Annotated in this window: 8 protein-coding genes and 1 riboswitch; all 8 genes read right to left on the bottom strand. The window is 56.3% G+C overall.

The genetic code is table 11. The features are described 5' to 3' along the window. Positions 1–280: 280 nt before the first annotated feature. Positions 281–754: a nitrate reductase associated protein gene (locus ABF979_RS13465; RefSeq protein WP_415560362.1), complete on the bottom strand. Its 474-nt coding sequence runs from the start codon at positions 752–754 to the stop codon at positions 281–283. Between the two features lie 28 nt (positions 755–782). After that, positions 783–1763, bottom strand: a complete 981-nt coding sequence (locus ABF979_RS13470; RefSeq protein ID WP_415560364.1) for a CmpA/NrtA family ABC transporter substrate-binding protein — start codon at positions 1761–1763, stop codon at positions 783–785. Next, complete coding sequence (locus ABF979_RS13475) at positions 1760–2341, bottom strand: ANTAR domain-containing response regulator (RefSeq protein ID WP_415560374.1); 582 nt, start codon at positions 2339–2341, stop codon at positions 1760–1762. The genes ABF979_RS13470 and ABF979_RS13475 overlap by 4 nt, the downstream gene beginning before the upstream one ends. Before the next feature lie 15 nt (positions 2342–2356). Further along, positions 2357–6280: a molybdopterin-dependent oxidoreductase gene (locus tag ABF979_RS13480; RefSeq protein WP_415560366.1), complete on the bottom strand. Its 3924-nt coding sequence runs from the start codon at positions 6278–6280 to the stop codon at positions 2357–2359. A 6-nt stretch (positions 6281–6286) separates the two neighbouring features. After that, positions 6287–9187 carry a nitrite reductase large subunit NirB gene (nirB, locus tag ABF979_RS13485; protein ID WP_415560368.1) on the bottom strand — a complete coding sequence of 967 codons (2901 nt, stop codon included), beginning with the start codon at positions 9185–9187 and terminating at the stop codon, positions 6287–6289. A 26-nt stretch (positions 9188–9213) separates the two neighbouring features. After that, complete coding sequence (locus ABF979_RS13490) at positions 9214–10860, bottom strand: alginate export family protein (protein ID WP_415560376.1); 1647 nt, start codon at positions 10858–10860, stop codon at positions 9214–9216. After that, positions 10860–12041 carry a nitrate/nitrite transporter gene (locus tag ABF979_RS13495; RefSeq protein WP_415560370.1) on the bottom strand — a complete coding sequence of 394 codons (1182 nt, stop codon included), beginning with the start codon at positions 12039–12041 and terminating at the stop codon, positions 10860–10862. Before ABF979_RS13495 ends, ABF979_RS13490 begins: the two co-directional genes overlap by 1 nt. Positions 12042–12337: 296 nt before the next feature. Further along, the gene (locus ABF979_RS13500; RefSeq protein ID WP_415560372.1) at positions 12338–13162 is read right to left on the bottom strand and encodes an IS5 family transposase; all 825 of its coding nucleotides are present in this window, start codon (positions 13160–13162) and stop codon (positions 12338–12340) included. A gap of 283 nt (positions 13163–13445) precedes the next feature. Beyond that, a riboswitch (TPP riboswitch) is annotated at positions 13446–13581 on the top strand. Positions 13582–13736: the final 155 nt, after the last annotated feature.

Raw genomic sequence — 13736 nt, forward strand, 5'->3', positions numbered from 1 at the left:
GCCATAAAAAACGGGAACTCTCCTTTTGAGTGGACACAAAAAAGGGGGCACGTCAATGAGTTTCCTCAATCTCGCCTCAGCAAGGCTCTGGATCAGGTCTTTTGTCAACGGGGCCTAGTAGAAAACCGAAAAATAATATTTTAATATTAATTTTTTTAAAGCCACCAGAATATCAACAAATCGGCAGCTAAATTACTCCGTGCAGAGCATAAATAGGCTATCTCTTGACTGTGGAGTGTATCGATTTGGGCTCGTCAGTCACAAAAATTTTGAATATCTGCTATTCGCTACCCTGAGAAATAAATTCTTTCAAAGCGATAGGAAGATTATGATTTTCGTGGCCAGATCGGCAAAGCTTTACAAGCGAAAAGCGTTGCAAGGGTGTTAAGTTTGCCCATTTTTGCAGTGGTATAGAGGAAAGTTCTTTCTCTATAATCTGCTTTTGGAGGCACAGGGGCACCGATTGGCTATCCTGCCATTCAGTAGACTGTGGCTGATCAAGAAAAGCAGGTTCTTCATTGGTGCGTGCGCGAATCAATTCTTTCAGGAAATGACGATAGGTCTGCTTATTAGGATCTGATTCTGTCGGACGGTAGCAGAGTTCGTAACGATCGTCGTAACTGAAATGGCTCCATTGGCGGAGACTGAGTTTTATTCCACATTCATCGAGTTTCATGCGCACGCTCATTGGAATGCAGCGGAGTGTATCGGCAAAATCGCGTTCAAATTCAAATATCTGTAAATCTGTGCTCATGGTTCTGTCTCCGGAAGATCCGTGTGGCTTAGGAGTATAGGGCTGGTGTGAGCCAACCAAGTTCGTAAAGCCGCTTCATATTCGTAGGGGTTAACCAACCCTGTGCCTGCATGGCCCCGATCATCCAAGTGATTGAAAGATTGACGTCTAAAGCCGAAAAATCGAATTGCACGGCGTTGAGGTTGTGCTGATCAGGCATGATCTTTTCTGTCGCTTCTGGTGGAAGGGCCAGGCCGCCGTTCGCCAGGGGGCTGGAAAGTTGACGAACGATCTCCGCAGAATTGCTGGGGTTCATACAGAAGCGTGTCGCTTCGCCAATGGCAGCCTGCAAAGCTTGCGACAGCGCCGGTGCACTCTGACTCCAGCGTTGTGTCGTCACGAGAGTTTTCTCCAGATGACCAGTATGGATATTGGCGGATCCAGCTACGATGGAACCGAGACCACGCAGTTCGGCTTCCGTTCCCCAAGGTGGGCCAGCACAAAAGCCGTCAATTTCCGCAGCGGCTAGAGCATCGATCATGCGGTCGGGGGGCATGATGACGATTTCCACATCCTGTTCTGGATGGGCATGCAAGCTTTTGAGGAAGTCCATCAGAATGAGGAAATGGGTCGAATACAGATGTACAACTGCCAGCTTGGGACGGCGACTTAGACCCGTACGCCAGCTTTCAAAGTTCCGGTGCTTTGTCACGTCATCCGTCCCCAGGAACGGGGAGAGGTGCTGTCCACGAAGAACAACCGTGTTGCCGCCACGGCTGACAGGAATTCCCCGGTCCAGGCCGATTTCCCGACCGCGATGACCCAGCGCCGTCATGATCGCCAAAGGAGGAAAAACCAGCGCAGCGTCCAGTCCATTCCAGACGAGACCATCTGCGATATTGGCCCAAGATGGCGAGACTATCAGTTCCGCACCCAGACCATGTTTTTCAAATATTCCGAGATTGCGAGCGATAATCAGAGGGGCGCTATCTGCCAGCCTCAGCAGGCCTATTCTGACGGCAGAACTCATGATGCATCATCCTTGGTGTGAACCCGGAGGTAGTCAGTGGCAACATCTACCAGCTTACGGGCCTGCTGCATGGCTCGGCGTCTGAACCAGCGATAGGCTTCTGCCTCGCTGCAGCGTTCGTTACGCATGAAGATTTTCTTTGCTGTATCGACAGTTTCCCGATCCGAAAGGACCTGTCGGGCCGCTTTCAGCTCGGCTGCTGTTTCCTGAAAGCGACGGTATAGTGCAATCGCCGATCGAAGCAGGGGTTTGACGTCCCGAGGCGGCGTATCCATCACGTTGTAGGAACAGACGCCAGCCGCAAAAGCATCTTCCATGAGCGCTTCGTCATCTTCGTCGACAAACAGGGCAACGGGGCGCTTAAGCCCTGAGGAGGATAGCGCCCGCACACTGTCCAGCCCGTCGCGGTCGGCGCGGCATATGTCCACGAGCACAATGTCAGGAACGTGAGCCTCCACCGCTGAAATCAGACTTTCGTATCCTTCAAGTCGAATGACCTCCAGTGAAGAGTCAGCTTTCAAAATCTCCGACAGGGCGCCAGCCCGCTGGGAGTTTTCGTCTGCGAGAAGAATTTTCATTGTCATGGGGCTATATCAGTACACATCACGGACGTATCGCCCATTTTTTGCAAGGTTACTGACATACTCATCGGCCTGTTCCATGGACATGCCGCCATGACGCGCTACGATGCGGCGCAGGGCGCTATCGACGTCCTGGGCCATTCGTGCGGCATCTCCGCAGACGTAGAAATATGCGCCTTCGTGCAACCAGTTCCAGAGTTCCTCGCCGTTTTCTTCCATGCGGTCCTGAACATAGATCCGCTGGTTCTGATCACGGGAAAATGCCGTATGCAGATATGTCAGGTATCCCTGTGCCATGAAGCTTTCCAGCTCCTCGCGATAGTAAAATCCGTTTTCTGCATGACGCTCTCCGAAGAAAAGCCAGTTTCGGCCCGGGCTGTTACACGCTGCGCGCTCCTGAAGGAAGGCACGGAAGGGGGCAATGCCTGTGCCTGGTCCCACCATGATGACAGGTTTGGTATGGTCTGCAGGTAAACGGAACTGGGATGCCGTCTGTAGGAAAACCGGGACCTCGGAACCTTCGTGTAAACTTCCCAGCCAGTTTGAGCACAGACCAGGGTAGGGTTCATTATTGATGCCCACGGTGATGTGGACGCTGTCAGGACATGCTTTCAGTGACGATGCGATGGAATAAAGGCGAGGCTGCATCCGGCGAAAGAGGCTCGGGACATCCTGCGTCTGCACTTCGAGTTTAATGGTCGCCAGCAGCTCCGGCAGGTAGCCGGCAGTTTGTGCTCCCAATTTTTCCAGAAGAGCAGGAGACGGTCGGGACAAATCGAAATGTCTGGTCAGAGCGTCTGCGAGCGACACGGTTCCGTGGCCCCGGACAGAGACTGTTGTATCGGAAGACAATCCCAGAGCGTTCAGAACTGTTTCAACGGTTGAGCCAGCATTGCAGGGCCAGATCCCGAGAGCGTCCCCGGGTTCATAATGCAATCCTGTTCCGGAGAGATCCAGAACGATCTGTCGGGTTTCCTTGTCACTATTATTCTCTGTCAGGCAGTGATTAAGACTGACGCGCACAATTGCGGGGGTCGCCCGTGTGACGGCTGGGGTGTCAGATAAAGGTACGGCTGCTACTGAAACTGGTTTAGTCCCCAGAGTAGCCAGAAATCTGTGCTGCCAGGCTTCAACGGTTTCTTCGTAATCGGGCTCGCAATCCTGTCGTGGCATAAGCGGGGTTGCACCAAGTGTCTTCAGGCGTTCATCAAGAGCCCGGCCAAAGCCACAGAAACTGGCGTATGAGGAGTCTCCCAGCGCCACCATGGCGTAACGCACATCTTCAAGCGATCCTTGGGTTTTACAAAGTTCATCCCAGAACGCGCTCGCGCTGTCAGGAGCATCTCCGTCGCCGAAGGTGGAGACGACGAAGAGGACCGTTCCGGAAAGATCGGCTGGTTTGCAGCTCTCCAGGCTCATCGCGTCAACGTCGTGCCCGCTTTCTTTCAACCAGACGGCGAGTTCTTCAGCCAGACCTTCTGCCCGACCTGTCTGGGACGCCCACCGAAGAAGAAGCCTTGGTTGGGTACTGGTCGGACTTTCCGACACAGCAGGATACTGCGCCACAGGGCTGCGGGCATACAGACCAGCCAGAAGACCATTAATTCTGGCTTTCTGCTCTGTCGGCAAAGGAGCACTCGGGGGAACAAAGGGAAGCTCGTTTGCCGGTGGGGCAAGTTTCAGGCCGTCCATGAAGCCCGTCAGCCAGTGGCGACTTTCAACGGACAGGGCCAGAGGCTCTGCCCGAGCGAGGCCAAGATGCTGTGTCAGATGGTCAAGCGACATGACAGCGGCGTTCTCCTCTGCCGGGGCGGAAACAGGTTCGATACGTGCGAGAGACACCACGCAATGTTTGATTCCCGGTTGAAGGGAGACAGGATCTGTGAAATCGGCCGTGACGGCATTGATTGTCAGGTTTTCGCCGAAGCGGTCGTTCCAGTGAAAGGGTGCAAAGCATGTTCCCGGCGCGACCCGGTCAGTCGGACGGGCGGGAAGGATTGCGGTGCCCCGGCGAGAGCGGAGTTCGACGGGATCGTCCTTGCGCAGGCCCAGCTGTTCGGCATCAGCAAGAGCGATTTCCACGAAAGGGCCTGAATTGAGCTTGTTAAGTCCACCGACCCGGCCGGTTTTGGTGAGCGTGTGCCATTGATGCTGGAGGCGCCCGGTGTTGAGCAGGAAAGGGAATTCGTCGTCCGGCTGTTCTTCTAAGGGGAGATAAGGACGGGCATGAAAAACTGCTTTTCCGTCATCGGTGGCGAAAACAGGCAGTTTATTCGGGTCTGGTCGGTAACGGATCGGATGGCGGGGCAGGGTGTCTCCCGTCTGGCTGGGCCATTGGACGGGACCGGATTTCAAACGGTTGTGGGTGACCCCGGAAATATCGTAGCCTGTCTTTGGATTGGCGAAACGACTGGCTTCCGCAAAGACTTCGGCGGCAGAGGAGAATGTGAAGGCCTCCTCAAAGCCCATCTCACAGGCAACACGTGCAATGATGTCCCAGTCTGGCATGGTCTCACCGGGAGGGGGAACAGCCTGCCGGGCCAGTGTCATGGTGCGGTCAGAGTTGACCAGCACGCCGTCTCCTTCGGCCCATAACGCACCCGGCAGAAGAATATCCGCATAAGCCGCTGTTTCCGTGTCGGCGTAGGCATCCTGAACAATGACCAGATCCGCGGCTTCAAGGGCAGCCGTAACGTTGGCGCGGCGTGGCACGGTCGCGACAGGGTTGGTGCAGATGATCCAGCAGGCGCGGATTTCACTGCGGGTCATAGCCTCGAACATGGCTATCACGCCATGGCCGCCTGCTGTGCGAATGGTTCCTGCGGGCAGCTTCCATTGTTGCTCGACAAAGGCCCGGTCATCATCGACCAAGGCCGAGCGCTGGCCGGGGAGGCCGGAGCCCATATAGCCCATTTCCCGACCACCCATGGCGTTGGGCTGTCCTGTGAGGGAAAACGGTCCGGCGCCCGGGCGGCAGATGGCGCCAGTGGCAAGATGAAGATTGCAGATCGCGTTGGTATTCCAGGCCCCTGAAGTGCTCTGGTTCAGTCCCATGGTCCACAGCGTCAGCCACGCATCGGCTTCCGCAATCCATCTGGCGGCTGTTTCGATATCATCTTGTGGAAGGCCGGTAATCCCGGCAACGCGTTCGGGAGAATAATCTGCCAGAAAAGCTGGCATGTCGCTCCAGTCCTTCGTTGCACTGGCGATAAAGTCCGGATCTATCGCGTCATCACGAACCAGAATGTGAAGAATGCCGTTCAGCAGGGCGAGATCGGTGCCAGGGCGGATCTGAAGGAACAGGTCCGCCTTGTCTGCCGTAGCGGTCCGTCGTGGATCAACAACAATGAGTTTTGCTCCCTGACGCTTACGGTCCATCAGGCGCAGGAATAGGATCGGATGGCAGTCGGCCATATTGGCACCGATCACGAAGAACAGGTCCGTGCAGTCGAAGTCCTCGTAGCTGCCGGGGGGAGCGTCTGCGCCCAGGGAGAGTTTGTAGCCAGCACCTGCTGCAGCCATGCACAAGCGGGAGTTGGACTCGATATGCTGGGTTCTCAGGTATCCCTTGACGAGTTTGTTCGCCAGATACTGCGCTTCCAGAGACATCTGGCCGGAAACGTAAAGGGAGATCGCATCCGGCCCATATTCTTCCAGGATCTGCTTCAGGCGACGGGCTGTTTCCCTGATGGCTGCGTCCATTCTGGTGGGAACGGGCAGGGACGTCCTGTCCTGCCGGATCTGCGGCATATCCAGCCGTGTAGGCGATGACACCGGTTTGTCGCAGGAACTTCCTTTGGTGCACAGGCGACCACCATTCGTCGGATGCCCGGTATCTCCGCGCACCTTGACGATCTGATGGTTCTCAACCTCCAGCACGATGCCGCAGCCGACACCGCAATAGGGGCAGACAGAATGGATGTCTTCCCGTGTCATGGAGGGTTAAGCGAAAAGATGTTCTGGAACAGGGTCCATCGCTCTGGCACGGATTTCAACCTTGCCTTCGGAGGTCAGACGTGTGTCCCACGTTCGCAGGGATTTGCTGGAATCTTCAAGACAGACCCCGCTTTCCAGATTGAAGTGCTGTTTGTAAAGCGGGGAGGCGACAACGAACTGTCCCCGCAGATCCCCCATGATGCCGCGCCCGATGATATTAGCCTTTGAGAACGGGTCATGGTTATCCACGGCAAAGACACGAGCAGGCGTGGCCTTCGTTTCGGGAAGATAGAACAGTGCGACCTGTGCGCCCTCATACCAGGCGACAACGCCTGATCTCGGGACCAGATCGTTCTTGTCGCAAAGGGCTGTCCATTCCACCGGACCCACGCCTTCTGGAAGGGCAGCCTGATTGGGGGCCGGTTTGACCTGATCCCGCTCGGGAACAAGCTGAACGTTTGGATCGGGGCGGCTGTCATTGACGAAAGTGCGGAAGCGCTTGAGCTTCTCGCCGTCCGTTAGGGCATCTTTCCATTCACAGTGGTATGTTTCGACCACATGCTGCATCTGCTGTTCCAGCTCTTCGGCAATGCCAAGGCTGTCCTTGATGATGACGTCTTTGAGATAATCGAGACCGCCCTCCAGACCTTCCCGCCAGACAGACGTGCGCTGGAGCTTGTCTGCAGTGCGGATGTAAAACATCAGAAACCGGTCGATGTATTTCACGAGCGTTTCTGAATCGAGATCGGTCGCGAAAAGCTCTGCATGGCGAGGGCGCATCCCGCCATTGCCACAGACATACAGGTTCCAGCCATTCTCTGTAGCGATGATGCCCACATCCTTGCTCTGGGCCTCGGCGCATTCACGGGTACAGCCGGATACGGCGAATTTGAGCTTGTGCGGAGAGCGCAGCCCCTTATAGCGGTTCTCAAGATCCAGCGCCTTGCCGACACTGTCCTGCACGCCATAACGGCACCATGTGCTTCCAACGCAGGATTTTACCGTCCGGGTGGACTTTCCATAAGCATGACCCGTCTCAAATCCCGCATCCAGAAGCTCTCCCCAGATTTCGGGAAGCTGATGCAGTTGAGCACCAAACAGATCGACGCGCTGGCCACCGGTGATCTTGGTGTAAAGGCCATATTTCTTTGCAACCTGTCCCAGAACGATCAGCTTGTCCGGGGTAATCTCGCCACCAGCAATGCGAGGAACAACGGAATAGGTTCCGTTCTTCTGCATATTGGCCATGAACGTGTCGTTCGTGTCCTGCAAAGGAATATAGAGCGGGTCCGTAATGGGCTTGTTCCATGCCGAGGCCAGGATTGAGCCAACGGTTGGCTTGCAGATATCGCAGCCTAAACCGCCATTACCGTGGCGTGTCATCAGCTCTTCAAAGCTGCGGATGCCATGGACACGAACGAGGGAGTACAACTCCTGACGTGTATGGAAAAAATGCTCGCAAAGGCTGTGATCGACCTCTATGCCTCGGGCGGAGAGTTCCGTTTCAAACACGCTCTTGAGCAGCGCCGCGCAGCCACCGCAGCCTGTACTGGCCTTTGTGTCCTGCTTGAGCGCGGCAAGATCGGCGCAACCTGCATCAATGGCGTTACAGATCGAGCCTTTCGTGACGTTGTGGCAGGAGCAGATCATGGCCGTATCAGGCAGGGCGTCCGCGCCCAGAAGCTCTGCTCCTTCACCACGCGGCAGGATCAATGCGGCTGGGTCAGCCGGCGGTTTGATGCCGTTCTGAACATACTGAAAGATCGTATCGTAGTAGGAGTTGTCTCCGACAAGAATCGCCCCTGTCACGCGCTGGCCGTCCGCGGATAGAACGAGACGGCGATAGGAGCCATCGGCCTCGCTGATGAAGCGATAGCTTGTGGCGCCGGACTCCCGCCCATGCGCATCGCCAATCGAACCCACATCCACACCCTGAAGCTTGAGCTTGGTGGACATGTCCGCGCCCGTAAAGGCAGCTTCTTCCCCGGCCAGAAAGGAAGCAACGGTCCGTGCCATGGTGTATCCCGGTCCGACCAGACCAAAGACCTGACCTTGCCAGAGCGCACATTCGCCGACGGCGAAAACGTCCGGATCGGACGTCCGGCACTGATTGTCGATCACGATGCCGCCACGGGATCCTACAGCCAGCCCGCAAGCTCTTCCAAGCTGATCGGTCGGGCGGATACCGGCGGAGAAAACAACCATATCGGTTTCAAAAGAAGGACTGTTCGCAAACACCAGGCGATGACGTTTTTGTTCGCCGGCGACAATCTCTTTGGTCGCGTGGGAGGTTCTCACATCAATCCCAAGAGTCTCAATGCGCCTGCGAAGCGCGCGACCGCCCTCTTCATCAAGCTGGGCCGACATCAGATGTGTTCCGAGCTGCACGACACTGACGTCCAGCCCCAGAAGTTTCAGGGCATGAGCGGCTTCCAGACCAAGCAGGCCGCCACCAATGACGGTTCCATGGCTCGCACCCTTAGCTGCAGCGCGGATGATGTCTAGGTCTTCAAGCGTGCGGTAGACAAGACCTGCACTTCCGGTATTGCCTGGTATTGACGGAACAAACGGTACGGAGCCTGTCGCTAAAATCAGCGTGCTGTAGGGAAGAATACCTTCTTCGCTTTCCACGACCTTGTCGTCACGGTCGACCCGCATGACCGGAACGCCCAGATGCATGGTGATGCCATGGGCAGCGTGAAAATCCTCTTCATGCAGGCGCAGAGCCAGTGCGTCCTGGCCTGTCATATAGTCCGTCAGATGAACGCGGTCATAGGCATGGTGTCGTTCGGAGCCGAAGACATGGATCTGATGCGTTTCATGCAGACCGTGCATGACGAGCTGCTCGGCACAGTAATGTCCAACCATTCCGTTGCCGATGATGATGATGTTCTCTTTCATGGTCATCTGTCCGTTCTCTGAGGCCGTCATGGTCAAAACTTGAATTCGAGAGTCTGCATGTAGAAAGCGTCGCTTTTTGCGCCTGCCGTGCGCATGCTGCGGGATGCGATGAAGCTTGCGATGTCGTGCGTCCAGGTCCAGTGCGGAGCGAAGTTCCAGGCGAGCTGGGTCTGGGGAATGGCGCCGATAAAGCCGCCGGACAGTCCGTTACGCCAGGAATAGATCCGGCCTGTGCCGTAAACCGCATCCTGTGTGCTTTCCCGCCAGAAGAAGGGAACATGCAGCCTGAAGTGAAGGTTTTTTTGCAGTGCGAGCGTTGCAAGAGGGCCCACACCGATCAGGTTTTGGGATGTTACGGATAACGTTACATCGTTGTAGTATGGCAAGGGGAAATAGGGAGATGCAAATGTTCCGACGGCGCCATCCCGGCTCTTGTAGGAACCGCCGGAGAACAGATCGGCCTGAAGGCCAGCGCTTGGCTTTGCCAGAAGATCGGGGCGGCTGTAGAGCACGGATGCATTGACTGCATAAGCCCGCACCGCCCGGGTTGGCTGGCTTTCCTGGTCTGGCCGAAACTGACCTCCCTGAAACACACCGCTCAGGCTCGTTGAGAAAGAGGCGATATTGCCCCACAGACGCATGCCGACATTGTCCCGCCGGCTGGAGCCAGTCTGTGTGCCCCGTGTGGTCGGCATGGCGGCTGGTGATCCACTGTAGAGATAACCGATGTAAAAGACGTCCGCGAAAAGCTGGCTTTTCTTTCCCATGGCCGTGAATGCAGGAAGTGCCGTGGATGTCATGGCTCCGTACATCCGGGCGCTGTAGTTCGTGCCGTCCCCGAAGACGGCATCAGGCAATTTGTTGGTCTGCATGAAATCGAACAGATCGAGCCTGAAGCGCTTCCAGATGGCGTAGCCACGGAAGCCATCCCATGTCTGCTGTGCATTGGTCAGGTCCCGGGCGGACTGCATGAAGACGGGCGTATCTAGGAAGACCTGCCGACCGCCGATGACGCCGGCTTTGGCCCCCAGAAGGTTGCCCTTCACTTCCAGAATACCCTGCTGAAGATCCAGCCGTTCCCTCTGGACCCCTGTCTGGTATCCGTAGGTATTGGACCCTCCTGCGACGCCGTACAGGAACTCGGCATAGGCGCGGATATGCGCCCCGAGATGAAGATCGGCGCCATAGAGATTGCGTAGAAGAACCCGGTTGGCGTTGGTCTTGCCTGCCGTTCCCATCATGGGCTGGTTTTCATAGATATAACGGAGGCGTTCTTCCGCGTTCAGAGATAGCCAGATACTTCCGCTTTCATTCAGGCGAATATATTTCAGGCGGTTGAACCAGTCATTCCTGCGCTGTTCTGGCGGGGTATTAACGATATCGCTCCAGTCTTCCGACCACCGAACCTGACCAAAGCCCGTTATTGCTCCGAAACCGGATGCGGCGCCGTTTGCGGCATTGAGAACGCCCCAGTCCGGGGAATGAGCGGGGCGCGTCTGCTGGGAATGAACCGTCGGAGTGACGGCTTTTGTTCTGGAGCGTTTGGATAGATGAAGCCCGACGTGGGGGTTGGGAGTATCGTCAGCTTTCAGGGCGCTGGAGAAAGCCAGCCCTCCCAGAGCAAGACCTGCCAGAACGGACGCATAGGGAGGGGAAGAAAAACCGGAAAGGCCAGGCATCATGCGATCTCCCGCCAGCGACGGTGACCCAGTACAATGGCGATGCAGGCAATCAGGCAGATCCCAGCGAAGGCGAGAAATCCCGGTCCGTAAGAATTGACGATCTGTCGTGCTTCCCCGAGCGAAAGCGCCAGGTAGAAGCCGCCGACCCCGCCGGCCATACCGACCAGCCCTGTCAGAATGCCGACCTGACGCGGGAAGCGTGCTGGAACAAGCTGAAAAACGGCGCCATTGCCCAGCCCGAGCGTTACCATCCCCAGAAGGAATACCGGGAATGCGAGATAGATCGTTGGAAGTCCAAGGGCGATGACGCAAAAGCAGCATGCCGCGACCGCATACAGGATGGTCAGAGCTTTCGTGCCGCCCACGCGGTCGGCGAAGGCTCCGCCAACGGGACGAACAAAAGAGCCTACGAAAACGACAAATGCCGTACACGCACCAGCAACAGTGGGAGAGAGACTGTACTGGTCATTGAAATAGATGGTGAGGAACGACGCAAGACCCACAAACCCACCAAAGGTCACGCTGTAGAAAAACATCAGCAGCCAGCTATCGACGGATCCCAGAACTGGACCCCATGAGCGCAGGCCCGGGGATGGTGGTCGATTGACAGGCTCTCTGGCCAGAATAAGGAAAAGCAGCAGAACGCAGATGAGCGGAAGCGTTGCAAGTCCGATGACGTTGCGCCATCCCACCAGAACCGCCAGTCCGGGCGCAAAAAGTGAGGCCAGCGCGGTTCCTGAGTTGCCCGCGCCTGCAATGCCGAGTGCGGTTCCCTGATACTGCGGAGGATACCAGACGGAGGCAAGGGGAAGGGCAATGGCGAAAGATGCGCCAGCAACGCCGAGAATGCCCGCCAGTCCGAACATCTGACCGTAAGTATGAGGTGCGAGGTACCAGACCAGGGCAAGGCCGAAAATGACTGCAAGCTGTGCGGCAATCGCGACGCGGCGCGGGCCGAATATATCCACCAGGCCCCCGGCCAACACACGAAAGGCGGCCCCGGCCAGCACAGGCGTTGCGACCAGCAGTCCTTTCTGCCCAGCATTCAGGTGAAGGTCATGCGCGATCGCAATGCCGAGAGGACCCAGCAAAACCCAGATCATGAATGAGACGTCGAAATATAGAAAAGCGGCCAGCAGGGTTGGTGCGTGCCCGGCTTTCAGGAAACCCCTGTCCACAATACATTTCCAGACGACACATCAAACAGGGATGCGTCATCGCCCATTTAGGGCCAGTGGACCGCCATTGATCCACCCTATGCGTCTCTGTCCTGACCGGACAAGCCCGACTCTCCACCGGCACTGATGGAGTATCGTTACATTGTGTGTGGAGACTATATCGCAGAACGATCTGATGTCAAAATAATAAGATATGGTTGGAACGATTCCTTCTAACGGTTAAATTTCGAGTGCTGAAAAATAAATATTCCATAGGATCATGCATAATCTTGGGTTTTTAGAGCCTGTTTGGAAAATCACGGGTGAAGATTTCTGCGCATGAGATTGGCGCCCATGGCGACGAAGATCATGGCCTGTGACACGTCGACGCGGCGCTCGTAATCACGCACGAGCCGGCGCCAGCGGGTCATCCAGCCGAAAGTCCTCTCGACCACCCAGCGTCGCGGTAGCACCTCGAAGCCCTTTGCTCCGTCACGGCGGCGGATGATCTCGAGGATGAAATCCAGATAAGTCGCCTTGTCCATCAACTTCAAGCGGTCATAAGCGCCATCGGCGAACAGATGCTTCACCCATGGCCAACGCCTGCGGATCGCAGCCAGGATCATCTGGGCGCCGGCACTGTCGGAGATGTCGGCCGGAGTCAGGTTGACCATCAGAAGATGCCCGTCCGTATCGACGGCAATATGGAGCTTGCGTCCGACGACCTTCTTGCCGGCATCGTAACCCCTTGTCTTTGCATGAGGCACCTTGATGCTCTGGCTGTCGATCACCGCCGCTGTCGGACTGGCCTCGCGGCCTGTCTGCTCCCGGTCGAGCATCAGTTCAACGTCATGGATGGTCTGGAACAGGAAACGCCGCGCCAGTTCCCGGAACCAGCCATAGATCGTGCGCCAGTGCCCGAAGTGGATCGGCAGCATCCGCCAACCGCAGCCTGAACGAACGAGATAGCGCACAGCATTGATCACCTCACGGAATTCAACCTCCCGTGGGCGGCCACGACGCCCAGGATTTGGCATCAACGGCGCAATCCGCTCCCATTCCTCGTCCGTCATGTCAGACGGGTAGCGTTTCGTCTTGCGGGTGATCCTGGCCATCCGGCCCCTCTGCTCTGGCGTCCACATCCAGAGCTTGAATCACATCAGACCGATTTTCCAAACAGGCTCTAAGGTGTTGAAGGATCTCTAAAGTCGATTAACCAATCCACTCGCCAGTAGCAGTTTTCTTTGGTTGTGTGCCCCCGCAACCATCTGAACTTGCGATGCCAACGCATCACTAACCCCAGCCCCGAAACGGGCTGGGGTTTTCGTTTGTCCGCTAGACGCAGGAAATACCTGGGATGTTTTCCTCGTCCAGATCACGTTTATTTTTGTTCTGTTGATTTTGTTTCGTTTCTCCTGCACGCTTGAGGTTCGTCAGGGGGGTCCCGCCTTAAGGGACTGAGAGGCTGATTGGTGTTGTCAGGGTAACCTGCGGCACGGTGAAGCGACCCTTTGAACCTGACCCAGTTGATACTGGCGTAGGAAGACCGAAGGATTCACATTTCCATAGTCGTATGGGAATGCTCCTATCGGGCCGATGCGGCCCTGTTTGTGTCTATGTACACAGGGGACGGCGGCTCCCTTTCTGCTTCACGTTCTCCCTGGGTCTTTTCGAGTGCGCTTGAGGAGACACCACATGAACGCTTCCATTCCCGCT

The organism is Gluconobacter sp. (genome assembly GCF_047723935.1).
Taxonomy (GTDB): domain Bacteria; phylum Pseudomonadota; class Alphaproteobacteria; order Acetobacterales; family Acetobacteraceae; genus Gluconobacter.